The organism is Kocuria sp. NBRC 114282, assembly GCF_030268385.1.
Lineage (GTDB): Bacteria > Actinomycetota > Actinomycetes > Actinomycetales > Micrococcaceae > Kocuria > Kocuria palustris.
Genome location: NZ_BSQO01000003.1, coordinates 157,256 through 182,356 on the forward strand (window position 1 = coordinate 157,256; position 25,101 = coordinate 182,356).

At 70.9% G+C, this 25,101-nt stretch carries 24 protein-coding genes; 20 read left to right on the top strand and 4 right to left on the bottom strand.

The features are described from left to right. Positions 1 to 139: 139 nt before the first annotated feature. The 3 genes from leuA to QSJ40_RS06910 are packed head-to-tail and all read left to right on the top strand — an operon-like array spanning position 140 to position 3,463. Complete coding sequence (gene leuA, locus QSJ40_RS06900; RefSeq protein WP_024290494.1) at positions 140 to 1,894, top strand: 2-isopropylmalate synthase; 1,755 nt, start codon at positions 140 to 142, stop codon at positions 1,892 to 1,894. Positions 1,895 to 1,901: 7 nt separating this feature from the next. Beyond that, positions 1,902 to 2,657: a DNA repair protein RecO gene (gene recO, locus QSJ40_RS06905; protein WP_285729787.1), complete on the top strand. Its 756-nt coding sequence runs from the start codon at positions 1,902 to 1,904 to the stop codon at positions 2,655 to 2,657. Between the two features lie 20 nt (positions 2,658 to 2,677). Then, positions 2,678 to 3,463, top strand: coding sequence for an isoprenyl transferase (locus QSJ40_RS06910; RefSeq protein WP_081609399.1), 786 nt, complete (start codon positions 2,678 to 2,680; stop codon positions 3,461 to 3,463). Between the two features lie 8 nt (positions 3,464 to 3,471). Here the strand turns inward: QSJ40_RS06910 and QSJ40_RS06915 are convergent, their stop codons facing one another. Next, the gene (locus QSJ40_RS06915) at positions 3,472 to 4,572 is read right to left on the bottom strand and encodes an alpha/beta hydrolase (protein WP_285729790.1); all 1,101 of its coding nucleotides are present in this window, start codon (positions 4,570 to 4,572) and stop codon (positions 3,472 to 3,474) included. A gap of 64 nt (positions 4,573 to 4,636) precedes the next feature. Here QSJ40_RS06915 and QSJ40_RS06920 point away from each other — a divergent pair, with 64 nt between their 5' ends. Next, a complete protein-coding gene (locus QSJ40_RS06920; RefSeq protein WP_204781726.1) occupies positions 4,637 to 5,740 on the top strand; it encodes a quinone-dependent dihydroorotate dehydrogenase in 1,104 nt (367 codons plus the stop codon). A gap of 94 nt (positions 5,741 to 5,834) precedes the next feature. On the opposite strand, the gene QSJ40_RS06925 is transcribed toward QSJ40_RS06920, so the two are convergent. Continuing rightward, positions 5,835 to 6,464 (bottom strand): DUF3043 domain-containing protein, encoded by a 630-nt coding sequence (locus tag QSJ40_RS06925; RefSeq protein ID WP_024290489.1) that lies wholly within the window; start codon positions 6,462 to 6,464, stop codon positions 5,835 to 5,837. Between the two features lie 60 nt (positions 6,465 to 6,524). Between QSJ40_RS06925 and QSJ40_RS06930 the strand changes: the two genes are divergently transcribed. From QSJ40_RS06930 to QSJ40_RS06965, 8 genes are all read left to right on the top strand, one after another. Further along, positions 6,525 to 7,958, top strand: a complete 1,434-nt coding sequence (locus QSJ40_RS06930; protein WP_204781727.1) for a dipeptidase — start codon at positions 6,525 to 6,527, stop codon at positions 7,956 to 7,958. Positions 7,959 to 8,115: 157 nt separating this feature from the next. Then, positions 8,116 to 8,484 (top strand): HesB/IscA family protein, encoded by a 369-nt coding sequence (locus tag QSJ40_RS06935; protein WP_251714991.1) that lies wholly within the window; start codon positions 8,116 to 8,118, stop codon positions 8,482 to 8,484. Positions 8,485 to 8,728: 244 nt separating this feature from the next. Next, a complete protein-coding gene (ctaC, locus tag QSJ40_RS06940) occupies positions 8,729 to 9,652 on the top strand; it encodes an aa3-type cytochrome oxidase subunit II (RefSeq protein ID WP_053447350.1) in 924 nt (307 codons plus the stop codon). A 14-nt stretch (positions 9,653 to 9,666) separates the two neighbouring features. Continuing rightward, positions 9,667 to 11,412 (top strand): aa3-type cytochrome oxidase subunit I, encoded by a 1,746-nt coding sequence (gene ctaD, locus QSJ40_RS06945; RefSeq protein ID WP_006213230.1) that lies wholly within the window; start codon positions 9,667 to 9,669, stop codon positions 11,410 to 11,412. Continuing rightward, positions 11,409 to 11,813 (top strand): cytochrome c oxidase subunit 4, encoded by a 405-nt coding sequence (locus QSJ40_RS06950; protein ID WP_006213229.1) that lies wholly within the window; start codon positions 11,409 to 11,411, stop codon positions 11,811 to 11,813. Before ctaD ends, QSJ40_RS06950 begins: the two co-directional genes overlap by 4 nt. A 267-nt stretch (positions 11,814 to 12,080) precedes the next feature. Further along, on the top strand, positions 12,081 to 13,052 hold the full coding sequence (locus QSJ40_RS06955) for an amino acid ABC transporter permease (RefSeq protein ID WP_006213228.1): 972 nt from the start codon (positions 12,081 to 12,083) through the stop codon (positions 13,050 to 13,052). A gap of 20 nt (positions 13,053 to 13,072) precedes the next feature. Then, entirely contained in the window at positions 13,073 to 13,873 is an 801-nt protein-coding gene (locus QSJ40_RS06960) for an amino acid ABC transporter ATP-binding protein (RefSeq protein ID WP_275580792.1), read from the top strand. Between the two features lie 26 nt (positions 13,874 to 13,899). Next, positions 13,900 to 14,880: a transporter substrate-binding domain-containing protein gene (locus QSJ40_RS06965; RefSeq protein ID WP_006213226.1), complete on the top strand. Its 981-nt coding sequence runs from the start codon at positions 13,900 to 13,902 to the stop codon at positions 14,878 to 14,880. Between the two features lie 6 nt (positions 14,881 to 14,886). Here the strand turns inward: QSJ40_RS06965 and QSJ40_RS06970 are convergent, their stop codons facing one another. Further along, positions 14,887 to 15,942: an LLM class flavin-dependent oxidoreductase gene (locus QSJ40_RS06970; protein ID WP_285729804.1), complete on the bottom strand. Its 1,056-nt coding sequence runs from the start codon at positions 15,940 to 15,942 to the stop codon at positions 14,887 to 14,889. A gap of 4 nt (positions 15,943 to 15,946) precedes the next feature. After that, complete coding sequence (locus QSJ40_RS06975; protein ID WP_259870761.1) at positions 15,947 to 17,362, bottom strand: NtaA/DmoA family FMN-dependent monooxygenase; 1,416 nt, start codon at positions 17,360 to 17,362, stop codon at positions 15,947 to 15,949. Between the two features lie 185 nt (positions 17,363 to 17,547). On the opposite strand from QSJ40_RS06975, the gene QSJ40_RS06980 reads away from it, so the two are divergent. The 8 genes from QSJ40_RS06980 to QSJ40_RS07015 all read left to right on the top strand — a co-directional run bounded on the left by QSJ40_RS06980 (position 17,548) and on the right by QSJ40_RS07015 (position 24,976). Beyond that, complete coding sequence (locus QSJ40_RS06980) at positions 17,548 to 19,599, top strand: FAD/NAD(P)-binding protein (protein WP_251714988.1); 2,052 nt, start codon at positions 17,548 to 17,550, stop codon at positions 19,597 to 19,599. A gap of 96 nt (positions 19,600 to 19,695) precedes the next feature. Then, a complete protein-coding gene (locus tag QSJ40_RS06985; protein ID WP_006213222.1) occupies positions 19,696 to 19,959 on the top strand; it encodes a phosphoribosyl-ATP diphosphatase in 264 nt (87 codons plus the stop codon). Positions 19,960 to 20,042: 83 nt separating this feature from the next. Next, positions 20,043 to 20,888, top strand: coding sequence for an ATP phosphoribosyltransferase (gene hisG / locus QSJ40_RS06990; RefSeq protein ID WP_006213221.1), 846 nt, complete (start codon positions 20,043 to 20,045; stop codon positions 20,886 to 20,888). Between the two features lie 87 nt (positions 20,889 to 20,975). Then, on the top strand, positions 20,976 to 21,740 hold the full coding sequence (gene hisF / locus QSJ40_RS06995) for an imidazole glycerol phosphate synthase subunit HisF (protein ID WP_024290477.1): 765 nt from the start codon (positions 20,976 to 20,978) through the stop codon (positions 21,738 to 21,740). 71 nt (positions 21,741 to 21,811) lie between these two features. Further along, on the top strand, positions 21,812 to 22,204 hold the full coding sequence (gene hisI, locus QSJ40_RS07000) for a phosphoribosyl-AMP cyclohydrolase (protein WP_029643801.1): 393 nt from the start codon (positions 21,812 to 21,814) through the stop codon (positions 22,202 to 22,204). Between the two features lie 104 nt (positions 22,205 to 22,308). Beyond that, positions 22,309 to 23,916 (top strand): anthranilate synthase component I, encoded by a 1,608-nt coding sequence (locus tag QSJ40_RS07005; protein ID WP_040560255.1) that lies wholly within the window; start codon positions 22,309 to 22,311, stop codon positions 23,914 to 23,916. Further along, the gene (locus tag QSJ40_RS07010) at positions 23,913 to 24,509 is read left to right on the top strand and encodes a Trp biosynthesis-associated membrane protein (protein ID WP_053447357.1); all 597 of its coding nucleotides are present in this window, start codon (positions 23,913 to 23,915) and stop codon (positions 24,507 to 24,509) included. Before QSJ40_RS07005 ends, QSJ40_RS07010 begins: the two co-directional genes overlap by 4 nt. 131 nt (positions 24,510 to 24,640) lie before the next feature. Beyond that, positions 24,641 to 24,976 carry an HGxxPAAW family protein gene (locus tag QSJ40_RS07015; RefSeq protein WP_006213216.1) on the top strand — a complete coding sequence of 112 codons (336 nt, stop codon included), beginning with the start codon at positions 24,641 to 24,643 and terminating at the stop codon, positions 24,974 to 24,976. Positions 24,977 to 25,101 lie beyond the last annotated feature (125 nt).

Genomic DNA, 25,101 nt, shown 5'->3' on the forward strand with positions numbered 1-25,101 from the left:
CCGACCTCACGGTCGCTCGGACGTCGAGATCGCCAGGAAGGGGCCGGATCCCGCTGCGGCGTCTGCCATGCCCGGCCCGATCCGCTCCGCACCCCTGCCGCCCGGCGCTCCCGCGCGGCGAGAGAGACAGGTTCCACTCATGCAGAATCGCCAGCAGCCCTCGGGAATGCCCACGCACAAGTACCGTCCTTTCCACGAGCAGATCCCGTTCTCGCTGCCGGATCGCACCTGGCCGGACCGCACGATCACCCAGGCCCCGCGCTGGTGCGCCGTCGACCTGCGCGACGGCAACCAGGCCCTGATCGATCCCATGGACTCCCAGCGCAAGCTGATGATGTTCGAGCTGCTCGTGAAGATGGGCTACAAGGAGATCGAGGTCGGCTTCCCGTCCGCCTCGCAGGTCGACTTCGACTTCGTGCGCCGCCTCATCGACGAGGACCGCATCCCCGAGGACGTCTCGATCCAGGTGCTGACCCAGTCGCGAGAGCACCTGATCCAGCGCACGTTCGAGGCCATCGCAGGCGCCCCGCAGGCGATCGTGCACCTCTACAACTCGACCTCGGTCCTCCAGCGCCGCGTGGTGTTCCGATCGGACGAGGACGGGATCGTCGACATCGCCCTGACGGGTGCGCGCCTGTGCATGAAGTACGAGGAGCAGCTCGCGGCCACGACCGGCACCAAGATCGTCTACGAGTACTCGCCGGAGTCCTTCACCGGCACCGAGCTCGAGTTCGCCGCTCGGATCTCGAACGAGGTCGCCGAGACCTTCGAGATCGGCGGCGAGCGCGAGATGATCCTCAACCTGCCGGCCACCGTCGAGATGGCGACCCCCAACGTCTACGCCGATTCGATCGAGTGGATGACGCGCAACCTGTACCACCGCGATTCCACGATCCTGTCCCTGCACCCGCACAACGATCGCGGCACCGGCGTGGCCGCCGCCGAGCTGGGCTACCTGGCCGGGGCGGATCGCATCGAGGGCTGCCTCTTCGGCAACGGCGAGCGCACGGGCAATGTGGATCTGGTGACCCTGGGGCTGAACATGCTCACCCAGGGCGTGGATCCCATGATCGACTTCTCGGACATCGCCCACATCCGCTCCACCGTGGAGACCGCGAACCAGCTTCCGGTCCCCGAGCGCTCCCCGTACGGCGGCGACCTGGTCTTCACGGCCTTCTCCGGCTCGCACCAGGACGCGATCAACAAGGGCTTCGACGCCATGCAGGCCGATGCCCAGCGCCAGGGCGTCTCGGTCGAGGAGCTCGAGTGGGCCGTGCCGTACCTGCCGATCGATCCCAAGGACCTGGGCCGTTCCTACGAGGCCGTGATCCGCGTGAACTCGCAGTCCGGCAAGGGCGGCGTGGCCTACCTCCTGAAGACCGAGCGCGGGCTCACCCTCCCGCGCCGTGCGCAGATCGAGTTCTCCGGCGTGGTCCAGCGCCACACGGAGGACAGCGGAAGCGAGATCAGCGGCGAGCAGATCTGGGAGATCTTCCAGGACGAGTACCTGCCTGCCGATCACGAGGGCAACCGCTGGGGCCGCTACCGCCTCACCTCGATCAGCACGTACTCCGAGGACGACGGCGACACTCGCCTGGACCTCGGCCTGGAGATCGACGGCGCCGCGCGCCAGCGCTCCGCCAGCGGCAACGGCCCCATCGACGCCCTCATCCAGATCCTGCGCGCAGAGGGAGTCGACCTGCGGCTGCTCGACTACTCCGAGCACACGCTCTCGGCCGCCTCGGACGCCCACGCCGCCTCGTTCGTCGAGCTCGCGGTGGGGGAGAAGGTCCTGTGGGGTGCGGGCATCGACTCCTCGACCACGCGCTCGTCGCTGAAGGCCGTCGTCTCGGCGGTCAACCGGGCGGCCCGCGCGGCGTCCCAGGAGGCTTGAGGCCGAGATGGCCCGGGGCTCGTCGTTCGCCTCGGCGTCCTACCGGGACACCGGGGTCGTGCTGCGGACCTACCCGCTGGGGGAGGCCGACCGGATCGTGGTCCTGCTGACGCGGGAGCACGGTCAGGTCCGGGCCGTGGCCAAGGGCGTGCGGCGCACGAGCTCCAAGTTCGGCTCCCGGCTCGAGCCCTTCACCCTCTCGGACCTGCAGCTCGTGCACGGCCGCAGCCTGGACATCGTCTCCCAGGCGGTGGCACGCAAGACCTGGGCCACGGCCATCGCCTCGGACTACTCCCGGTTCACCGCGGCGGCTGCCATGGTCGAGGCCGCCGAGCAGCTCTCGACCGACGACGGCCAGCAGACCCGACCGCAGTACGACCTGCTGATCGGGGCGCTGTCGGCGATGGCCCGGGGGCTGCACGCCCCGGATCAGCTGCTGGACTCCTACCTGCTGCGGGCCATGTCAGCGGCCGGGTGGGCGCCGTCGTTCACGGTCTGCGCCCAGTGCGGCGATCCGGGCCCGCATCGGTCGTTCGTCGCCCAGCTGGGCGGGATGGTCTGCGATCGCTGCCGTCCGCCCGGCTCGCTGTCCCCGGACGTGCGGGTGGTCGCCCACCTGCAGGCGCTGCTGGACGGCGACTGGCCCCGGGTGGATGCGGTCGAGCCCCGCACCGCCCGGGCGGCCGCCGGTATCATCGGCGCCTACGTCCAGTTCCATCTGGAGCACGCCGTGAAGTCGCTGCAGCTCGTCGAGCGCGACTGATCCCCGTCGAGAGGACCCCTGTGAGGCGCTTCGCACCGCCCCCGGCCCACCCTTCCGGTGCCGTGGCTCCGCCGATCCCGGCCCAGTTCGTGCCGCGGCATGTGGCCGTGGTGATGGACGGCAACGGGCGCTGGGCCAATGAGCGCGGCCTGCCGCGCAACGAGGGCCACCGCGCCGGCGAGCGCGCCCTGGTGGACGTGGTCGCCGGTGCCATCGAGATGGGCATCCCCTATGTCTCGGCCTACGCGTTCTCGACCGAGAACTGGAAGCGCTCGCCCAGCGAGGTCGCCTTCATCATGAACTTCACGGCCGAGGTCATGCAGCGCCAGCTCGACACGTTCCACGAGTGGGGCGTGCGCATCCGCTGGGCGGGGCGCCGGCCTCGCCTGTGGCGCTCGGTGATCGACCGGCTCGAGACCGCCGAGCGGGAGACCCGCGATCACGATGTCGCCACGCTGACCATGTGCGTGAACTACGGCGGACGGGCCGAGATCGCCGATGCCGCAGCCGCCATGGCCCGCGATGCCGCCGACGGCCGCCTCAACCCTCGGAAGATCGACGAGAAGACCCTTCAGGCCTACCTCGACGAGCCGGATCTGCCGGACGTCGATCTGTTCCTGCGCTCCTCCGGAGAGCAGCGGATCTCCAACTTCATGCTGTGGCAGTCGGCCTACGCCGAGCTCGTCTTCCAGGACGTCCTGTGGCCGGACGTCGATCGTCGGACGCTGTGGGCCGCCGTCGAGGAGTTCGCCCGTCGCGACCGCCGCTACGGCGGGGCCGTGGACAAGGTGACCGGCGGCGCCTGAGCCGGTCCTCAGCCGCCGGGCAGGCGCTGTGCGATCTCGCGCAGCCACCCGCTGAGATCGGCGAAGGCCCGCTCGCGCACCTGCGGGGCGGAGCGGTGGATGTCGTGCAGGCCGCTGTCGTAGGAGATCACCCGCGGCGTACGGGACAGCACCCCGATCCCGCGCCGCACCTGCCGCACGTCCAGCACCGTGTCGCGGCGGGTGGCCAGCGGAGTCCACCACGGCAGGAACAGGCTGGCGCGGGCGGTCTGCAGCAGCACCGGGGCCTGCACCTGGGATCCGGCGAGGTGCAGCTGGCGCAGCCGCAGATGCCCCTGGTGCGCGGCCAGCAGGAAGCCGACCGTGAGCGGGAACGAGGTCTGCGGGCGCCAGCGCGGGTCCAGCTCCCATTCACCCTCGTGGTCGGCCGAGAGGCTGCGGTAGTAGCTGCTCGTCAGCCGCAGCGGCAGCGGACGGCCGTGCCAGCGCCGCGGCACCCTCCGCAGCACGGCGACCAGGGCCCGGCCCGTGAGGTCGTGGGCATGCGAGGCGATCCACGGCGTGGCCAGTGCGAGGCCCGCCGGAGGCTCCTGGGCCAGCAGGGCCGCAAGGCTGAGCAGCAGCCCTCCGGTCGAGTGCCCGATCCACACGATGCGCCCCGGTTCGGCCGGTGCGCCGTCCTCGGCGATCGCGCGCACGGCCTGCTGCAGGTCCTCGCGGTACTCGCGCATGGACTCGGCGTAGCCGGGGACGTCCGGACGGGTCAGGACGTCGTCGTCCAGGGCGCGGCCGTAGCCGTGCAGGTCCACGGCGTAGAAGCGGAACCCGGCCGCCGAGACCGTGCGGGCGAGCTCGGGATTCGCGAAGTAGTCCGACCACCCGTGGACGTAGATCACCGTGCCGGCGGACCGCTGCCGCGCCTCGGCGTCCGTGGGACCGCGGTCGGGATCCTGCTCGCAGCCGGGGTCCTGCCCGGGGAGGTGGCGCACCAGCGTGGCGCGATCGTGGACCCCGCGCCCCGTCACCCGAAGCCGTCGGGCCTGGAACCCCGGTCCCAGCACATCCTCGCTCCACGGCCCCTCCGCACTCCCGCCATCCGGGGCGAGGGCCTGCTCCTGCACGCTGGGCACGATGGCGGGCCTCCTGGGGCGCGATGCGAGGGAAGGGCGCCGGCATTCTGCGAGAATGTCGGTCATGCGCCTCTACCCTATGTTCTTCCGCCTCGCGTTCTCCGGGATGGATCCCGAGCGGGCCCATCACCTCGGCTTCCTGGGCATCCGCCTGTGCCGCAGCCTCGGCGTCTCGGCGGTGCTGCGCCGGCTGTGCGGGCCCGGTCGCGATCAGGCCGTGGAGGTCATGGGCCTGCGCTTCCCGTCGCGCTTCGGACTGGCCGCCGGCTTCGACAAGGGCGCCCAGGGGATCCCCGCGCTGGCGGACCTGGGCTTCGGGCATGTGGAGATCGGGACGGTGACCGCCCAGGCGCAGCCGGGCAACCCGCAGCCGAGGCTGTTCCGCCTGGTCGAGGACCGCGCCGTCATCAACCGGATGGGCTTCAACAACGACGGCGCCGCAGCCGTCGCACCTCGCCTGGCCCGGGCCCGTCGCGAGCTCGACGCCGACTGGTCCGGGCGGGCCCGTCCGGTCATCGGGGTCAACATCGGCAAGACCAAGGCGGTCGCGCTCGAGGACGCCGTGGCCGACTACCGCGCCTCGACCCGCCAGCTCGCTCCGCTGGCCGACTACATGATGGTCAACGTCTCCTCGCCAAACACCCCGGGACTGCGCGAGCTGCAGGCCGTCGAGTCGCTGCGGCCCATCCTCGCCGCCGTGCGGGAGGAGTCCGAGGCCGCTGCGGGGCGCCGCATCCCACTGCTCGTGAAGATCGCCCCGGACCTGGCCGATGACGACGTCCGCGCTGTTGCCGACCTGGCCCTGGAGCTGGGCCTGGACGGGATCGCCACCACGAACACGACGATCGCCCGCGATGGCCTGGGGCTGCGCACCGATCCGGGGGCGGTCGCGAAGATCGGCGCCGGAGGCCTCTCGGGCGCGCCGCTGGCCCCGCGGGCCGAGGAGGTCCTGCGCATCGTCCGCGCGCACGTGGGGGACCGGCTCACGATCATCGCCGCCGGGGGAGTCGCCTCCGCCGAGGACGCCCGGCGCCGGCTGGAGGCCGGTGCCGATCTGGTCCAGGGCTACACGGCCTTCCTCTACGAGGGGCCGTTCTACGCCGCCAGGATCGTGCGCGGGCTGCGTCGCGGGAGCCGCCGTCCGGGCCGCCGCGCGCGCCGGGGCTGAGCACGAGCCCTCAGGAGCGGCTGAAGGCCCTCTCCCCGCGGGGAGAGGGCCTTCAGCACAGCTGCTCGCACCGCGCAGGAGCGAGGAGGGAGACTCAGGAGGGGCGCTGGCCGCGCTTGACCTGGGGGCGGGGCATGCGAGTCGAGCGCAGGTTCATGGCGCGGGTCACCGCGTAGAAGCTCGTGCCGGACTCGCGGCTGCCGAACTTGCGGTTCAGGCCGCGACGCACGCCGATGACCAGCAGGATGCTGTCGAGCACCGCCATGGCGATCAGCGCGTAGAACACGGCCACACCGATCTGCTGCAACCCGGAGGGGATCAGCAGGAAGACCAGGGCGATCAGCGCGATGGGCATGAGGACCTCCGCGACGTTCCAGCGGGAGTCGACCCAGTCGCGCACGAAGGCCTTCTGCTCGCCCTGATCGCGTGCGGGCAGGTAGCGGCGGTCGCCGGCGGCCATCCCCTGCTGGGCCGTGAGGCGCTGCTCGCGCCGGGCGGCGCGGTCGGCCTGCTTGGCGGCCTTGCGGTCCTCCGGGACCAGCGGGCGCACGCGCGCGGCCTCCTGCTGACGGCGCGAGGGCGTGGGACGGCCCTTGCCCTCGGTCTTGGGACCGCGGTGCCGAGCCTCGTCGTGCTCCGTCTGCTCGGCCTCCGGGGCGGCGGCCGTGGAGCCGCCGACGGGCTCGTCGGTGGTCTGTGCTTCCTTGCTTCTGCGTCCGATCACCCGTCGAGTCTAGACGACCGCCCGCGACGCAGCGCGCTGTCGTCGCTAGGATCGGCGTCCATGAGCGACAGCGAGCAGACACCGCCCCTGACGGCCCCCGCCCATGTGGCCGGCATCGACCGCGAGGCCTTCCGCCGGGCGGTCGACGACGATTTCGAGACTGTGATCGATCAGCTCACCGAGCTGGTGGCGATCCCCGGCATCGCCTGGGACTCGTTCGACCAGGAGCCCCTCGAGCGATCGGCGAAGGCCGTCGCCGCGCTGATCGAGGCCGAGGGCTTCGACTCGGTCGAGATCCACGCGGCCGACGGCTCCGAGTCCCACCCGGCGATCCTGGCCCGGAGGGAAGCCGCAGAAGGGCGCCCGACGGTCCTGCTCTACGCCCACCACGATGTCCAGCCCCCAGGAGAGCTCTCCGCCTGGACCACCCCGCCGTTCGAGGCCCAGCAGCGCGACGGCCGCCTGTGGGGCCGAGGCGCAGCCGATGACAAGGCAGGCGTGCTGGCCCACGTGGCCGCCGTGCGCGTGCTGCGCCGGATACTCGGAGAGGACCACGGCCTGGGCATCACCATGTTCATCGAGGGGGAGGAGGAGGCGGGCTCCCCGCACTTCGCCGAGTTCCTGGCCCGCCACAGCTCGGCCCTGGCCGCCGATGCGATCGTCATCGCCGACTCCGCCAACTGGCAGGTCGGGGTCCCCACGCTGACCACCAGCCTTCGGGGCGTCGTGGGCGCGATCGTCGAGGTCAGCGGCGTGGACCACACCCTCCATTCCGGCGGCTACGGCGGGCCGGTGCTGGACGGGCCCACGCTGCTCTCCCGTCTGATCGCCACGCTGCACGACGACGACGGCGCCGTGGCCGTCGAGGGCCTGCAGCGCCACGAGGGAGCCGAGAGCGGCGAGCAGCTGCACTACGACGAGCAGCAGTTCCGCGCCGATGCCGGAGTGCTGCCGGACGTCCGGCTGGCCGGGCGGGGGAGCCTGACCTCGAGGCTGTGGACGCAGCCGGCGATCTCGATCACCGGCTTCGACGCGACCGCCGTGGATGTCGCCTCGAACACGATCGCCCCGAGCGCCCGGGCCAAGATCTCGCTGCGCATCGCCCCTGGCCAGGATCCGAAGGAGGCCGCGCGGGCCCTGGTGAGCCACCTCGAGTCGCACGCTCCCTTCGGCGCCCGGGTGGAGGTCGAGATCGAGGAGACCGGTCCCGCCTTCGCCACCGACACCTCGGCCCCTCCCGCCCAGGAGATGCTCTGGGCGCTGGGCGCGGCCTGGGGCCGTCCCAGCGTGGAGATGGGCATGGGCGGATCGATCCCGTTCACGGCCGACCTGCAGGCCATGTACCCGGAGGCCGCGATCCTCGTCACGGGGATCGAGGACCCGGACACGCGCGCCCACGGGATCGACGAGTCCCTGCATCTGGAGGACTACCGCCGAGCGATCTTCGCCGAGGCGCTGTGGCTCGCGGCTCGGGCGGCCTCGTCGGGCAGCTGAGCCGCTGCCCCGGCGCGCCGGAGCCGTCGTGCGCGCCGCGGCCGCGCGGCGGATGGACGCGGGAATGTTCTCGGGTCCACACTGGTTCCAGGTTGCAGCAAGGCTGCCACGTCCCGCTCCTCGTCTTCGAGGGCGGACAGCAAGGAGGAGAGAGCGCATGACCGTCACCACCGACACCGTCACCACCGAGGGACTGCCCACGCACGGGGTCACCCTGACCGATACCGCCGCGCAGAAGGTCAGCGCCCTGCTCGAGCAGGAGGGCCGCACCGACCTCCGCCTGCGCGTGGCCGTGCAGCCCGGCGGCTGCTCCGGTTTGATCTACCAGCTCTACTTCGACGAGCGCGTCCTCGACGGCGACGCGGCCAAGGGCTTCGACGGCGTCGAGGTCATCGTCGACAAGATGTCGGTGCCCTACCTCGAGGGCTCCACCATCGACTTCGAGGACACCATCGAGAAGCAGGGCTTCTCCATCGACAACCCCAATGCGCAGGGCTCCTGCGCCTGCGGCGACTCCTTCAGCTGATCCGCGCCGCGCATCGGCGCCAGGCCCCGCGGCTCCCCTCGAGGGGAGCTGCGGGGCCTTCGTCGTGCCGGGCTGCGAGCCCCAGCCTGGGGCGGCAGCATGCCCCGGAAACCAGGACACACGGCTGACGAAGTGTCAGCACGTTCGGGGCGCAGGGGGTAAACTCCAGGAGAAACCCCAGGCTCCTGACCGTCGCCAGCACTCGGACGGGCAGGACCGCGATCGAGAACAGGAAGGGCTGTCTGTGAGTTCGCTTTCCCGAACCGTCAGCCGACGCCGCCGGACGCTCACGCTGAGCGCACTCGGAGGCGCAGCGCTGCTCGCCCTGACGGGCTGCTCCGCGGAGCTGAACCAGCAGGTCCGCAACGGATTCATGCCGGTGGGGGACTCTGCCCCCACGGACAACGCTCAGGCCATCCTGGACCTGTGGGTCGGCTCGTGGATCGCGGCCATGGCCGTCGGCCTGGTGACCTGGGGCCTGATGCTGTGGTGCATGATCGCCTACCGCCGTCGCAAGAACGAGGTCGGCTATCCCCGCCAGGTCGCCTACCACCTGCCGCTGGAGATCTTCTACACCTTCGTGCCGATCGCTCTGGTCGTCACGCTGTTCGTGTTCTCGGAGCGCGTACTGGCGGACATCACCCCGCGCCATGACAACCCGGACACCACCATCCAGGTCATCGGCAAGCAGTGGGCCTGGGACTTCAACTACACCGATGACGACGTCTACTACTCGGGCACGCAGGCGCATCTGAACACGGACGGCTCGGAGGGCGTCGAGGACACGCTGCCCACGCTGTATCTGCCGGCCGACAGCGATATCGAGCTGGAGATCACCTCCCGCGACGTCATCCACTCGTTCTGGGTCCCCGCCTTCCTCGAGAAGATGGATATGATCCCGAACCAGACCAACTACCTGTCGTTCACCACCGGCGATGAGGGCACCTTCCAGGGCAAGTGCGCCGAGCTGTGCGGCGAGTACCACTCGGAGATGCTCTTCAACGTCGAGATCGTCTCCCAGGAGGAGTACGACCAGCAGATGCAGACTCTGCGCGACCAGGGCAACACCGGCCAGCTCGGCACCGAGTACGACCGCAACCCGAACACCAATGACGAAGCGATCGAGAACCAGGACTCCATGCCCGGCTCGACGTACGACGAGAACTGAGGGACGGAGAGAATATGACCACTCTCGAGTACTCAGCCAATGACTCCGCCGCGGTCGCACCGCGGGTCGTGCCCCGCTCCAAGGGCCGGATCATCGTCAGCTGGCTGACCACCACGGACCACAAGACGCTCGGGTACATGTACCTGATCACGTCCTTCGCCTTCTTCTGCCTCGGCGGCGTCATGGCGCTGCTGATCCGTGCAGAGCTCTTCGCTCCCGGCATGCAGATCCTGGAGACCAAGGAGCAGTACAACCAGCTGTTCACCATGCACGGCACGGTGATGCTGCTGATGTTCGGAACCCCGCTGTTCATCGGCCTGGCCAACGTGCTGGTGCCGCTGCAGATCGGCGCGCCGGATGTCGCCTTCCCGCGACTGAACGCGCTGGCCTTCTGGTTCTTCCTCTTCGGCTCGACCGTCGTCGTGATCGGCTTCCTGACCCCGCAGGGCGCCGCGTCCTTCGGCTGGTTCGCCTACGCTCCGCTGAACTCCACCACGTTCTCGCCGGGAGTCGGCGGCGACCTCTGGGTCTTCGGCCTGGTCCTGCAGGGCTTCGGCACGATCATGGGCGGCGTCAACTTCATCACCACGATCCTGTGCATGCGGGCTCCGGGCATGACCATGTGGCGCATGCCGGTGTTCGTCTGGACCTCGCTGATCACCGCGCTGCTGATCATCATGATCTTCCCGCCGCTGGCGGCCGCGCTGTTCGCACTGGGCATGGACCGTCGACTGGGCGGGCACATCTTCGACGCCGAGAACGGCGGCGCGATCCTGTGGCAGCACCTGTTCTGGTTCTTCGGCCACCCCGAGGTCTACGTGCTGGCGCTGCCGTTCTTCGGCATCGTCTCGGAGATCATCCCGGTGTTCTCCCGCAAGCCGCTGTTCGGCTATGTCGGCCTGGTCTTCGCGACCATCGCCATCGGCGCGCTGTCCGTGACCGTGTGGGCCCACCACATGTACGTCACCGGCTCGGTCATGCTCGGGTTCTTCTCGTTCATGACCATGATGATCGCGGTGCCCACGGGCGTGAAGTTCTTCAACTGGATCGGCACCATGTGGCAGGGCTCGATCACCTTCGAGACTCCCATGCTGTGGGTCCTGGGCTTCCTGTTCACGTTCCTCTTCGGCGGCCTGACCGGCGTCATCCTGGCCACCCCGCCGCTGGACTTCCAAGTCTCGGACTCCTACTTCGTGGTCGCCCATTTCCACTACGTGATCTTCGGCACTGTCGTGTTCGGCATGTTCGCCGCGTTCTACTTCTGGTGGCCCAAGTTCACCGGCAAGATGCTCAACGAGCGTGTCGGCAAGGTCCACTTCTGGATGCTCTTCGTGGGCTTCCACATGACCTTCCTGATCCAGCACTGGCTCGGTGTGGTGGGCATGCCCCGCCGCTACGCCGATTACATGCCGGAGGACGGGTTCACGTTCATGAACCAGTTCTCGACCATCGGCGCCTTCCTGCTGGCAGCCTCGATGGTCCCGTTCTTCTGGAACGTGTACATCACGCACAAGCGCGGCAGGAAGGTCGAGGTCGACGATCCCTGGGGCTTCGGCGGCTCGCTCGAGTGGGCGACGTCCTGCCCGCCCCCGCGGCACAACTTCGTCTCGCTGCCGCGCATCCGCTCGGAGCGCCCGGCCCTGGACCTGCACCACCCGGAGCTGGCGGCCCTGTCGCCGGATCCTCACACCGGTGACACCGAGGCCAACCCGACCGAGCGGGATCGCCGCGAGCACGACACCATGGAGGCCACCCGATGAAGGCAACGATCCAGGTCATGTGGCTGCTGACGGCGTTCTGCATCGTCGTGGGCTTCATCTACGGGTTCGTGACCGACTTCCACGAGCTGGCCGGCTTCCCGGCCCTGCTGGCCGTCGGCGTGATGTCCGCCTTCCTCGCGGTCTACTTCCAGCTGACGCTGCGTAGCGCCAAGGCGATGCTCCCTGAGGATGACCTCGAGGGCGAGATCTCGGACAGCGCCGGCGACTACGGGCACTTCTCCCCGTGGTCCTGGACGCCGCTGCTGTTCGGCGCCGGTGCCATGATCTTCGTGCTCGGCCTGGCCATCGACTGGTGGATCGTGGGCCTCGCGTTCCCGATCGCCATGCTCGGCGTGTTCGGAATGGTCTTCGAGCACAGCCGCGGAGAGCACGCCCACTGATCTCCGGCTCCGTCGGTCGAGGGCCCCGCCGTTCCCTGAAAGGAGCGGCGGCGCCTTTCGCATGTCCGGGTGCAGGCTGCTGAGGCGGCCGAGCGCCCACCTGCCTGGGACGGACTTGATGCTGGGCCGTCGTCCAGTGGGGCATCGCCGCATGTCACTGCGTGACGGCGGAATTGGGAGGTCTGCATCCCGGTCCTAGGCTGAGCCGGGTCCGCGGCGATCGCTCGACTCCTCGACTCGCCGACGCCCCCTCGAAGGCCGGAGCCCATGGACAGCCGTTCGCCCTCCACCCCCGAGCCGGACAGCCCCGTGCGGGTGCTGCCGGCTCGCCACCCCTGGCGCAGCCTCGCCTCGATGCTCGGCGTCATCGTCATCCTGGTCATCGTCTGGGCCCTGATCACCAACCCCCGCTGGCAGTGGGGAGTCGTGGCGCAGTGGTTCACCGCCGAGTCGATCATGCGAGGCCTGGGGCTGACGCTGTCACTGACGGCCATCGCCGGCGTCGCCGGGTTCGTGCTCGGCTTCGCGCTGGCCCTGCTGCGGATGTCGAGCTCGCCGGTGCTCGCGGGACTGGCCTGGACCTACATCTGGATCTTCCGATCCGTGCCGCTGCTCGTGCAGCTGCTGCTCTGGTACAACATCGGCTATCTCTACGAGACGCTCGTCCTGGGCATCCCGTTCACCGACGTGGTCCTCTTCGAGGCGAGCACCACGGAGCTCGTCGGGAAGTTCGCCGCCGCCGCCCTGGGACTGAGCCTGCATCAGGCCGCCTACGCCGCCGAGATCATCCGCGGCGGCATCCTCTCGGTGGATGCGGGGCAGCTCGAGGCGGCCAAGGCGCTCGGGCTTCCGGCATGGCGGCGATCCGTGGGGATCGTGCTGCCGCAGGCCCTGCGCGCGATCCTGCCCCCGGCCTTCAACGAGATCATCAGCCTGGTCAAGGGCACCTCGATCGTCTACGTCCTGGCGCTGGGGGATCTGTTCTACACGGCGCAGATCATCTACTCGCGCACCAACGAGGTCATCCCGATGCTCATGGTCGCCACCATCTGGTACATCGTGATCACCACTGCGCTGAACATCGTCCAGTACTACGTCGAGCGGCGGGTCGCGCGCGGTGCGGTGCGCACCTTGCCGTCCACCCCCTGGCAGCGGGTGCGCGCACGGCTGGCGAGTGAGCGGGCCGACGCCCGCGAGCGGAAGAGGACCCGGCTGCACACGGAAGGGAGCTCGCTGTGAGCGCGAAGGAGACGAACCGCTTGATCGAAGACCGGGTGCCCACGCGAGGACGGGTCGTGCTGGAGGGCGTGCGCAAGTCGTTCGCGGGCCGGGAGATCCTCCACGGCGTCTCCCTGAACGTCGAGCCCGGGCAGGTCGTGGTCCTGATGGGCCCGTCGGGGTCCGGGAAGTCCACGCTGCTGCGCACGATCAATCACCTGGAGGCCCAGGACGCCGGCCGGGTCACGATCGACGGCGAGATGATCGGCTACCAGCCCGAGGGCCAGGCCCTGCGCGAGCTGCCCGAGCGCGAGGTCCTGCGCCGCCGCGCTCAGGTGGGAATGGTCTTCCAGCAGTTCAACCTGTTCCCGCATATGACGGTGGAGCAGAACATCATCGAGGCTCCTGTGCACACGCAGGGGCGCCCCCGCGCGGAGGCGCGACGCACCGCCCAGGCCCTGCTCGATCGCGTGGGGCTGGGGGACCGGGGCGGTGCCTATCCCCGCCAGCTCTCGGGCGGGCAGCAGCAGCGGGTGGCGATCGCCCGAGCCATGGCGCTGCACCCCAAGGTGCTGCTCTTCGACGAGCCGACCTCCGCCCTGGACCCCGAGCTCGTCGAGGAGGTCCTTGAGGTCATCCGGGGCCTGGCCGATGAGGGCGTGACCCTGATCGTGGTGACCCACGAGATGTCCTTCGCCAGGGAGGTGGCCGATCACGTGGTGTTCATGGCCGACGGGGAGATCGTGGAGCAGGGCCCGCCGCAGAAGCTGTTCTCCGCCCCGCAGCATGCCCGGACCCAGGAGTTCCTGGGCCGGCACCTCGACCCGGAGTACGTGCTGTGAGCCCGGTCGGAGGGAGGTCGGGGCGGATGGGGCGCGGACTGATCGCCGGTGCCGCGGTGCTCGGCCTGGGCATCCTGCCGGGGTGCACGGCCGATCCCGTGGATATCGGCACCGCAGCGGCCGGCGGCGGCGTGGAGGCCGCCCAGCGCTTCGACTTCTCGCCGGAGCAGGACGATCGGGTGCGCACGGACATCGATCCGAAGGCGGCAGCGCTCGTGCCGGAGTCGGTGGCCGCGGACGGCAAGCTCACGGTGGCGGCCACCCCGGCGGCGGTGCCGCTGGGCTTCGCCGCCACGGACCAGTCCACGGTCGTGGGCTCCGAGGTCGACCTCGCCCAGCTCATGGCGGACAAGCTCGGCCTGGAGCTCGAGGTCGAGGCCACCACCTGGGAGAACTGGCCGCTGCGCCTGGAGACCGGTCAGATCGAGACCGTGATGATCAACGTGGGCCTGACCGAGCCGCGGCTCGAGCTCTACGATTTCGCCACGTACCGCACCGCGTACATGGGCTTCGAGGCCAGGCAGGGCAGCGAGTTCCACGTCGAGGGCCCGGAGGACATCTCCGGGCTGAAGGTCTCCGTCTCGCCGGGCACCAACCAGGACGCCATCCTGCTCGAGTGGAACCGCGAGCTCGAGGAGCGGGGTCTGGAGCCGGCCGAGCTGTCGTACTACCTCAACGACGCCGACGCCATCCTGTCGCTGGTCTCCGGAAGGACGGATCTGCACCTGGGGCCGTATCCCGGCGGCTCGTTCCGGGAGGACTCCGGATCCGAGACGGAGGTCGTGGGGCGGATCAGCGCGGGATGGCCGAACAACACGCTCGTGGCCGCGCCCACCGCCAAGGACAGCGGGCTGGCCCCGGCGCTGGAGGCCGCGCTGGACTCGGCGATGGGAGACGGCAGCTACGAGGCGGCGCTGGAGCGCTGGGGGCTGCAGGATGAGGGGCTCGACGACTCCCGGACCGTCACCGACGCGCAGCAGATGCGCGACGCACTGTCCGCGAGCTGAGCCGCCTCAGGCGCCCTCGTACTGGTTGTCGGCCGCCGGCACTCCCCAGCGCTGCCGCAGCGATCCGGTCTCGCTGGCCACCGGCTTCAGCCCCGCCCGGGACAGGGCCGAGATCGCCCGTTCGGCGAGTTCGGCGGCATCGTTCGGCCGCGCGTCGAGGTGCACGCCGGCGAAGACGAGGCCCCGACCGTCGGACCCCGCCGCGGCGAGGCGCTCGACGAGTGCGTCGATCGCCCCGGCGAGATCCTCGCGGGGAAGTGCTGCCAGAAGGCGCGCATGCGGGGCCCCGCGGCGCAGCACGGCGAGCTCCTCGTCGCTGATCGCCGCCGGCACGATCACGGCATCCGTCTGGGCGGCCGCGACGGCCACGTCGGAGGCGGTGCCCGGGAGGGGACCGCGCAGGCCGTGCCCGTCCTCGAGCCGCACGACGATCACCGGATGGCCCTGCGGCGGACGCGGCACGATCGAGGGGCCCTTGACGGTGAAGGGCTGCCCGACGGAGTCCGTGCCCTCGAAGTCCGTGTAGTGCAGCCGCTCGCGATCGATGAAGCGGTCGGTGGAGGTGTCCGCGATGATCGCGTCGTCCTGCCACGAGTCCCACAGGCGGCGCAGCAGATCCGCGACCTCGCCGGTCTCGCGCCAGGCCTCTGCCGGCTCGGCGAGCGGTCGGCGCCCCACGACGGCGGCCTCGGAGGCGCGCAGGGACGGCGCCAGCTGCACGCCGGCGCGACCGCGGCTCGCGTAGTCCAGCGTCGCGGTCATGGTCCCCAGCAGGAAGGGCTCGGTGTGCGTGGTGGTCAGCGTGGGCACCAGGCCGATCCGCTGCGTGGCCGGTGCGAGCCAAGCGGCGAGCTCCAGGGCCGAGAGCCGGATCGCGGCGGAGTCGGTGCCGTCGCCGGCGTCGAGGACGTCGTCGAGCATCAGCTGCGTGACGCCCAGCGCCTCGAGGTCCTGGGCGGCGCGTAGATGCAGCCGGCCGGTGAGCAGGGCGGCGGGATCGTCGTGAGGGCCGTCGAGGTCGGGCAGCGTTCCCAGCCCGACGGAGAGGATCGTCTCGGTCATGGGTTCAGGCCTCCTGGCTCTGCTGGGCCGCTGCTGCGGCGTCGGATGCGGCGGCCGCCTGCCCGTCCCGCAGCGCTGCCCACTGCTCGGCGGGGCGGTGCTCGGGCAGCCCGAGCCTCTGGCGCAGCGTCGCGGGCTCGTGGTGATCGGGGTAGACGCCCATCTCCTGCAGCTCGGGCACCACCCGGTCCACGACCTCCCGGAAGCCGCCCGGGACATAGGCCGGCACCAGGATGAAGCCGTCGGCCGCGCCCTGATCGACCTCCCGGCTCATGGCCTCGGCGATCGAGCGGGGCGTGCCCACGAAGTGATGCCGCGAATCCACGACGGAGACGACCTTGCGCAGCGACCAGCCGTTGCGCCGCCCGAGCTCGCGCCAGGACTCTGCCGTGCCCACGGGGTCGGGGTAGTGGTTCACCCGGCCCTGGGAGAGCTGGGGGCCGTCGACCACCGGGTCGAAGTCCGGGACCGGATCGTCGGGATCGCGCTCGGAGAGGTCCATGTTCCACAGCCGCGAGGCGGTGGCCAGCGCAGTGGCCCCGGAGTGCTGCGCCCAGGCGAGCTCCAGGCTCTTCTCCTGCGCGTCCTCCTCGGTGTCCCCGATCACGAAGGACACGCCGGGATAGATCTGGATCTCGTCGGGATCCCTGCCGATCGCGGTGAGCCGGGAGCGGATGTCGTCGCGGAAGGCCCGCCCGTTCTCCGGGCCGGAGTGGCGGGTGAAGATCAGATCGGCCGAGCCCGCCGCGAAGTCGCGCCCGGAAGGGGAGTCGCCGGCCTGCATCACCACGGGGTGGACCTGCGGGCTGCGCGGCACCCCGAAGCGGCCCTCCAGATCGAAGAACTCGCTGCGGTGGGCGAAGCGCCCGGCGTCCGGGCCTGCCTGCGCCGGATCGAGCGGCCAGGACTCCCACATGGTGCGGGCCGCCTGGATGAAGTCGACGGCGCGCTCGTAGCGCTGCTCGTACGGGAGGTAGCCGCCGCGGCGGAAGTTCTCGCCGGTGAAGGCGTCCGGGCTGGTCACGACGTTCCAGGCCGTGCGCCCGCCCGAGAGGTGATCCATGGTGGCCAGCTGCCGGGCGAGCTCGTACGGCTCGTGGTAGGTGGCCGTCAGGGTGCCGGCCACGCCGATGTGGTCCGTGGCCCCCAGCACGGCCGAGAGCATCGTCAGCGTGTCGGGGCGGCCCACGACGTCCAGGTCGTGGATCTGCCCGCCCTGCTCGCGCAGGCGCAGACCCTCCGCCAGGAAGAGGAAGTCCATCAGGCCCTCCTCGGCGTCGCGGGCCATGCGCACGAAGGACTCGACGGCGATGTTGGAGCCGGAGCGCACGGGATCCGACCACACGGTCTCGTTGTTCACGCCCGGGAAGTGCGCCGCGAGATGGACACGGCGGCGTGGGCGGTTCTCGGCAGTGCTCATGCTCCCCATCCTCTCGCCAGACGTCCCAGCACGCGCCTCCGACCTCATATTTCGTCATACGGCCGGGCGCTCGGCGCCCCGGCTGGACTAGCGTCGAGGCTCCGACGACGCGGCGCGGAGCGCGGTAGGCCGGCAGCGACCTACGCAGCCCGGACCGCGGGGACGACAGCCCCGGAGGACACACGATGACGCAGCACACGAGCTCGGCAGCCGGACGCCGCCCCGGCGGCGCGCGCAGGACCAGGGAGCTGGTGCTGATCGGAGGCGGCCCGCGCGCCACGCTCGTGCTGGAGCGTCTGGCCGCCAATGCCGCACAGCTGTCCGGGACGGTGGACCGGCCCGTGCGGGTCCACGTGATCGAGCCCTTCGAGGCCGGCTCAGGGCGGATCTGGCGCCACGACCAGTCACCGCTGCTCAAGCTCAACTCGATGGCCCGTGACGTGACGATGTTCACCGACGAGACCGTGGTCGCCGAGGGCGCGGCTTGGGACGGCCCCTCGCTCGAGGAGTGGGCGGCCGGTGTGGCCGACGGCTCGATCGAGGACGCCGAGATCGACGACGAGGACGACCTGCGCCGCATCCGGCAGCTGCGCGGCGCAGACTTCCCGACCCGGCGCGTCCACCAGCGCTACCTGCAGTGGGTGTGGCGCCGCGTGGTGGACCGCGCGCTCGCCTCGCCGGGCATCGACGACGTGATCGTGCACCCCACGTGGGCCGATGAGATCACGGAGTGCTCCCGCGGCGGCCACGACGTGCGCCTGAAGGACGGGACCGTCCTGCACGCCGATGCCGCCGTGCTGCTGCTCGGGCACACCGATGCCCTGGCCACCCGCGGGCAGCGCCGCCGCGGCGCCGCCGCCAGTGCGTCGGAGGGCAGCTACACGCGGCCCTCCTACACCGAGGAGGTCGACTGGAGCGCGCTCGGGCCCGGTCAGCGCGCGGTCGTCACCGGCATGGGCCTGGGCTTCATCGACCTGATGGTGCTGCTCTACGAGGGCCGCGGCGGGCGCTTCCGCACGCGCGACGGCTCCGCGGATCCCGCCAGGATCGAATCCGGCGAGGCGCTGGTCTACGAGCCCTCGGGCAGCGAGCCCCTGCTGTGGGTCGGCTCGCGCCGCGGCGTGCCCTTCCACTCCAAGATCTCCACGCAGCTGCGCGCCCCCTTCGCCCCGGACGGGCTGCAGTTCGTCACCGCAGCCGCCATCGAGAGGCTGCTGGACGAGAACTCCCAGCTGGACTGGGACGAGCACCTGTGGCCCCTGATCACCCGCGAGGCCGGGCACCACTGGTACCGCGAGATCGTCCTGGGCCACCCCGAGCGCGTCCGCGACGGCGTGCGCTGGGAGGACTTCGCCCGGCGGTACGCGGCGGCCGGGCCCAGCGAGCTGTCGCGGCTGCTGCACGAGACGTTCCGGGACTCGCGCGATCTGCTGGACCTGCACGCGATCGACCGGCCGCTGGAAGGGCTGACCTTCGAGGACGCCGAGCAGGTGCAGGAGGCGGTGCTGCGCAGCATCCGCCGGGACATGGACGAGCGCAGCGATCCGCAGCGCAGCCAGACCCTGGCGCTGTTCCTGGCACTGCTGCACCTGCGGGTGGCCCTGATGGACCTGGTGCCGGAGGACCGGCTCACCGAGGCCGGGCTGGGCATGATGAACCGCTGGTGGCCGGGGTTCTTCAGCTTTGTGGACTCCGGTCCGCCGGCGCACCGTCTCCAGGAGCTGCTGGCCCTGCACGAGGCGGGGTTCGTGCGCTTCCTGGGTCCGGACGTGATCGTCGAGCACGACGAGGCCGGCGGAGGGTTCGCCGCCCGCTCCCGGGCGGGCGGTCCGTGGATCAAGGCCCCGCACTTCGTCGAGGCCCGCCTGCCCGGCCCGTCGATGGCGGGCACGGCCAATCCGGTCCTGCGCTCCGTGCTGGCCGGGGAGCTGGGGGAGGAGCAGTCCTTCCCATCGGACGACGGGTCGACCATGGTCACCACCGGCAAACTGGAGGTGGATTCCCAGTACCGAGTGGTGGACCGCCACGGCCGGGCGCATCCGGACCTGTTCGCCGCCGGCGTGTTCACGACCGTGCCGACGCTGGGAGCCTTCGCCCGGCCGCGGCAGAACTCCGAGCCGTTCCGCAGCAGCGACGCTCTGGCCCGCAGCCTGTGGCGGGCCCTGGCGGGCAGCTCCGCGGACAGGGAGGATGCGGCGCAGCAGCGCGCCATCGAGGCGACGACGTACACGTTCTGAGGCGCCGCGGCGCCGGGAGGCTCGCGCCGTCCGGGCACCGACAGCGGACGGGCTGCGCGCGGGAGCACCCCGCCGCCGCAGGATAGGGTGAGGCCCGTGAAAACGTTCGAGCAGCTCTTCGCAGAGATCACAGAGAAGGCCGAAACCCGCCCCGAGGGCTCGGGGACCGTCGCCGAGCTGGACCGCGGAGTCCACGGCATCGGGAAGAAGGTGGTCGAGGAGGCCGCCGAGGTCTGGATGGCCTGCGAGCACGAGACCCACGACGAAGCCGCCGAGGAGATCTCCCAGCTGCTGTATCACCTGCAGGTGATGATGGTGGCCAAGGGCATCTCCCTCGAGGACGTCTACAACCACCTCTGAGCCGGCCCGGCTCGGAAGGCCCTGGGGCGCCCTCACCCCTGAACGAAATCCGCCGCACGAATCCTCAGGAGCTATCACCGACCATGCTGCGCGTCGCCGTGCCCAACAAGGGCGCCCTGTCAGAGTCCGCCGCCGCCATGCTGAGCGAGGCGGGCTACCGCCAGCGCCGCGACAGCCGAGAGCTCGTGCTGGTCGACCCGGAGAACCACGTCGAGTTCTTCTACCTGCGTCCGCGCGATATCGCCGTCTACGTCGGGGGAGGAGTGCTGGACGTCGGGATCACCGGCCGCGACCTGCTGCTGGACTCCGAGGCCGACGCCGTCGAGGACCTGGGCCTGGACTTCGCGCGCTCGACCTTCCGCTTCGCCGGCCCGGCCGGGCAGTTCTCCTCGCTGCAAGACCTCGAGGGCCGCCGCGTGGCCACGAGCTACGACAGCCTTCTGCGCCGCCACCTGGCGAAGCAGGGAGTCCAGGCCGAGGTCGTGCGCCTGGATGGTGCCGTCGAGTCCTCGATCCGCCTGGGCGTCGCAGATGCCATCGCCGACGTCGTGGAGACCGGCAACACGCTGCGGGCGGCCGGACTGGAGATCTTCGGCGAGCCGATCATGCGCTCGGAGGCCCTGCTCATCCGCAACGCCGCCAAGGCGGAGGCCGAGGGCCTGGAGGTCCTGCGCCGGCGCATCCAGGGTGTGCTCGTGGCCCGGCAGTACGTGATGATCGACTACGACATCACGGAGGACCTTCTTGAGGCCGCCACGGCCGTGACCCCCGGCATGGAGGGTCCCACGATCTCGCCGCTGGGCCACCACGGAGCCATGGCGGTGCGCGCCATGGTCCGCCGCTCGGACACCAACAAGGTCATGGACGAGCTCTACGCCGTGGGCGCCCGGGCCATCCTGGTCTCGCCGATCCACGCCGCCCGGCTGTGAAGCCCCCGGGGCTGCGGCCCCGGAATCCTCAGAGCCGACCGATCCCGAATCACCAGCCCGCCTGCCCGGGCACCGCAAGGAGCAGCCATGAGCGTGGCCATCCGTGTCATCCCCTGCCTGGACGTCGACGCCGGGCGCGTCGTGAAGGGCGTCCACTTCGAGAACCTGCGCGATGCAGGCGATCCGGTCGAGCTGGCCTCCCGGTACAACGACGCCGGTGCGGATGAGCTCACCTTCCTGGACGTCACCGCCTCGTCATCGGACCGGGCCACCACGTTCGACGTCGTCGCCCGCACCGCCGATCGGGTCTTCATCCCGCTGACCGTCGGCGGCGGTGTGCGCACCGCCGAGGACGTCGACCGCCTGCTGCGCTGCGGGGCGGACAAGGCCTCGATCAACACGGCCGCGATCAAGCGCCCGGAGGTCATCGACGAGATCACCCGCCGCTTCGGCAATCAGGTGCTCGTGCTGTCCTGCGATGCCAAGCGCACCGGGAACACCCCCTCGGGCTTCGAGGTCACCACGCACGGCGGCCGCGAGCTCACCGGCATCGACGCCGTGCAGTGGGCTGTGGAGGCCGAGCGCCGCGGCGTGGGGGAGATCCTGCTCAACTCCATGGACGCCGACGGCACCCGTGACGGCTTCGACCTGGAGATGATCCGCGAGGTGCGCTCCGCGGTGAGCGTGCCCCTGATCGCCTCCGGGGGCGCGGGCGCTCCCGCCGACTTCCCGCCCGCCGTGGCCGCCGGCGCCGATGCCGTGCTGGCAGCCTCGATCTTCCACTTCGGGCCGGTCGACGCCATCGCCGAGGTCAAGGCGGCGCTGCGCGCCGAGGGCCACGAGGTCCGCTGAGCGGATCGCTGCGAGCGCTGAGCCGAGCTGCGCGGCCGAGGCGTCCGAGCGCGGGCCTATAGTGTCCGGTGATGTCCGAACAGCCCAGCCCCTCAGCCCGCCCGTCCTCGCCCGAGCTGGACCCCGCGGTCGCCGCGCGCCTGAAGCGCGATGCGGACGGCCTCGTGGCCGCGATCATCCAGCAGCACGACACCCGAGAGGTGCTCATGCTCGGCTGGATGGACGAGGAGGCTGTGCACCGCACCCTCACCACCGGTCGCGTGACGTTCTGGTCCCGGTCCCGCCGGGAGCTGTGGCGCAAGGGCGACACCTCCGGACACATCCAGCTCGTGCGCCGCGTCAGCCTGGACTGCGACGGCGATGCCCTGCTGGTCGAGGTCGAGCAGGTGGGGGCGGCCTGCCACACGGGCACCCGCACCTGCTTCGAGGACCGGCAGCTGAAGGCCGTCCAGGGGCAGCGCTGACCGGCACGCTGCGCCCGGGCGCCGCCGCAGGCGCCGGGATCCCCACGTGAGCGGCGCCAACCCCAGATCACGGCCGGCATCGCCCGGCAGGAAGAAGTCGCATGATGCACCAGATGGGCACGGTCTCCCCGAGCCTCGAGGAGTTCCGCGAGCTGGCCAGGCACCACCGCGTCATCCCGGTGCGCACCACCGTGATGGCCGATGCGCTGACCCCGATCGGGATCTACCGCAGCCTCGTGCTGCGCGAGGACGGCACGGCGCCGTCGGGCACCTTCCTGATGGAGTCCGCCGCTCAGGGGATCTGGTCCCGCTGGTCGTTCATCGGCGCGGGCTCCAGGGCCACCCTGATCAGCCGGGACGGCCAGGCGCACTGGGTCGGCGACGTCCCCGTCGGGCTGCCCACGGAGGGCAGCCCGGTCGAGGCTCTGCGCGAGACCCTGGCGGTGCTGGCCACCGAGCGCTTCGACGACGCCCCTCCGCTGTCCTCGGGCATGGTCGGCTTCCTCGGCTGGGAGGTCGTGCGCCGCTGGGAGCGGCTGCCCGATCCGCCGCTGGATGACCTGCGCATCCCCGAACTGGCCATGAACCTGGTCTCGGAGATGGCCGTGCACGACAACACGGACGGCTCCGTGACGCTCGTGGCCAACGCGTACAACGCCGACGGCACGGACGAGCGCGTGGACGAGGCCTGGCTGGATGCCGTCGAGCGCCTCGACGGGATGCTCGAGAAGCTGGACCGGCCGTCGTCCCAGGCCCCGGTCTCGATCGCGGAGGACGTGATCGACCGGGACCGGATCGAGGAGGCGGTGCAGCAGTCGTGGCCGCGCGAGGACTTCCTCAGCGCGATCGAGGAGGCCAAGCAGGCCATCGTCGACGGCGAGATCTTCCAGGTCGTGATCTCACGGCGCTTCGAGACCGAGTGCACGGCCGACCCGCTCGAGGTCTATCGCATGCTGCGCTCGATCAACCCGAGCCCCTACATGTACCTGTACGCCTTCGAGGATGCCGAGGGCAGGCCCTTCCACGTGGTCGGGTCCTCGCCCGAGGCGCTCGTGAACGTCTCGGACGGGCAGGTCGTCACGCACCCGATCGCCGGCTCCCGTCCTCGCGGTGCCACCGCGGAGCAGGACCAGGCGCTGGGGCAGGAGCTGCTGGCCGATGAGAAGGAGCGCGCCGAGCACCTCATGCTCGTGGACCTCTCCCGCAACGATCTCTCGAAGGTCTGCGAGCCGGGCTCCGTGGAGGTCACCGAGTTCATGGCGATCGAGCGCTTCAGCCACATCATGCACCTGTGCTCCAACGTGGTCGGGCGCATGCGCCCGGACGTGAGCGCGTACGACGTGCTAGCCGCAGCCTTCCCCGCTGGAACGCTCTCCGGGGCGCCCAAGCCCCGGGCGCTGAAGCTGCTGGACGAGTACGAGCCCCGTCGCCGCGCCGTCTACGGCGGAGTGGTCGGCTACATGGATTTCGCGGGCTCCATGGACGTGGCCATCGCGATCCGCTCGGCGCTGCTGGTCGACGGACGCGCGTACGTCCAGGCCGGAGGCGGCATCGTCGCCGACTCGGTGCCGGAGACGGAGGCGCTGGAATCGCTGAACAAGGCCGCCGCGCCGCTGCGCGCGGCCCTCGCCGCCCAGTCCGTGCGCCGCCCTCGCCGCCTGAGCGCCGATGCCCGGCAGCAGGTCGACGCAGCCGAGGGAGCCGCCCGATGACGGCCCTGAAGCGCAAGCCCATCGTCGTCCTGCTGTGCCTCGTGCTGGGTGCGGCGCTGTTCGGCGCCTCCGCCATGAGCTGGGTCCACGCCAGCGTGGCCACGGCGGTCTCGCAGATCGACGTGGACGTGCGCGGCAGCGATGCCGCACCGGCCGTCTCGGCCCTCGGACTGGTCGCCATGGCCGGCGCGGTCGCGCTGAGCATCGCCGGTCCGCGACTGCGACCCGTGGTGTCCCTGGTGATCGCCGGTGCCGGACTGGGCTCCCTGATCGCCGTGATCGGCGCCATCGCCGACCCCGTCGGGGTCTCCGAGGGCGTCGTCGGGGAGATGACCGGCGTGGTCGGCACGGGAGCCGAGCACGAGCTCACCGTCGGCCCCTGGCTGTGCGCCGCGGCCTCCGTGCTCGTGATCCTCGGCGGCGTCTGGGCGCTCATCTCGTCCAGGACCTGGGCCAGGCCAGCGGCCTCGCGCTTCGAGCGCGGCACCGCCCAGCGTCGGGCCGCGGGCGACGACGATCGCGAGTCCGAGCGCCGCGATGACATCGACTCCTGGGACGCCCTCACCGAGGGACGGGACCCCACCGGCTCCTGAGCAGCCGTCACCGCACCTGTCGGTCACCGTCACAGTCGCGGTGAGTGGCACAATGAAGACGAGCACCGCCATCAATGGTCGGAGTCCCTCAGCGGACCCCGACCCCGAGCACCACAGGGAGACCTGAACTCATGTCGCACGCGACCACCAGCTCCAGCACTGCGTCGGAGGCCGCATCCCGCCTCGAGGCCGAGCGCGAGGCCCACGGCCCCGACGTCATCGTCCTGGATCACACCGCCTACGTCGGGCACGGCAACACCGTCGCCGCCTGGACCTGCATCGCCATCATGGCCGTGGGCGTCGTCCTGGGGCTCATCGGCCTGGTCCAGGAGCTCGGCAGCGTCCTGATGTGGGTCGGCGTGGGCGTCATCGTCCTCGGCCTGATCGTGGGCGCCGTCCTCAAGGGCATGGGCATGGGTTATGAGGGCGAGGTCCGCAAGCACGAGCGCGGCGAGCTCAAGCACTGAGCCCCTCCTCATGAGGGCGGCTGACACGCCCCTGAGCCGCAGACCGCATCGTCTCCGCGCTCTGCCCGACCCGCACCGGCGCCGCCGGCCTGCGGGTCGGCGCATGCCGCGACCATCGCAATCTT

Coding starts and splice junctions, on each gene's coding strand:
- leuA (WP_024290494.1), top strand. CDS start 140: ATGCAGAATCGCCAGCAGCCCTCGGGAATGCCCACGCACAAGTACCGT.
- recO (WP_285729787.1), top strand. CDS start 1,902: ATGGCCCGGGGCTCGTCGTTCGCCTCGGCGTCCTACCGGGACACCGGG.
- QSJ40_RS06920 (WP_204781726.1), top strand. CDS start 4,637: ATGCGCCTCTACCCTATGTTCTTCCGCCTCGCGTTCTCCGGGATGGAT.
- QSJ40_RS06930 (WP_204781727.1), top strand. CDS start 6,525: ATGAGCGACAGCGAGCAGACACCGCCCCTGACGGCCCCCGCCCATGTG.
- QSJ40_RS06935 (WP_251714991.1), top strand. CDS start 8,116: ATGACCGTCACCACCGACACCGTCACCACCGAGGGACTGCCCACGCAC.
- ctaD (WP_006213230.1), top strand. CDS start 9,667: ATGACCACTCTCGAGTACTCAGCCAATGACTCCGCCGCGGTCGCACCG.
- QSJ40_RS06950 (WP_006213229.1), top strand. CDS start 11,409: ATGAAGGCAACGATCCAGGTCATGTGGCTGCTGACGGCGTTCTGCATC.
- QSJ40_RS06955 (WP_006213228.1), top strand. CDS start 12,081: ATGGACAGCCGTTCGCCCTCCACCCCCGAGCCGGACAGCCCCGTGCGG.
- QSJ40_RS06965 (WP_006213226.1), top strand. CDS start 13,900: ATGGGGCGCGGACTGATCGCCGGTGCCGCGGTGCTCGGCCTGGGCATC.
- QSJ40_RS06970 (WP_285729804.1), bottom strand. CDS start 15,942: ATGACCGAGACGATCCTCTCCGTCGGGCTGGGAACGCTGCCCGACCTC.
- QSJ40_RS06975 (WP_259870761.1), bottom strand. CDS start 17,362: ATGAGCACTGCCGAGAACCGCCCACGCCGCCGTGTCCATCTCGCGGCG.
- QSJ40_RS06980 (WP_251714988.1), top strand. CDS start 17,548: ATGACGCAGCACACGAGCTCGGCAGCCGGACGCCGCCCCGGCGGCGCG.
- hisG (WP_006213221.1), top strand. CDS start 20,043: ATGCTGCGCGTCGCCGTGCCCAACAAGGGCGCCCTGTCAGAGTCCGCC.
- hisF (WP_024290477.1), top strand. CDS start 20,976: ATGAGCGTGGCCATCCGTGTCATCCCCTGCCTGGACGTCGACGCCGGG.
- hisI (WP_029643801.1), top strand. CDS start 21,812: ATGTCCGAACAGCCCAGCCCCTCAGCCCGCCCGTCCTCGCCCGAGCTG.
- QSJ40_RS07005 (WP_040560255.1), top strand. CDS start 22,309: ATGCACCAGATGGGCACGGTCTCCCCGAGCCTCGAGGAGTTCCGCGAG.
- QSJ40_RS07010 (WP_053447357.1), top strand. CDS start 23,913: ATGACGGCCCTGAAGCGCAAGCCCATCGTCGTCCTGCTGTGCCTCGTG.
- QSJ40_RS07015 (WP_006213216.1), top strand. CDS start 24,641: ATGTCGCACGCGACCACCAGCTCCAGCACTGCGTCGGAGGCCGCATCC.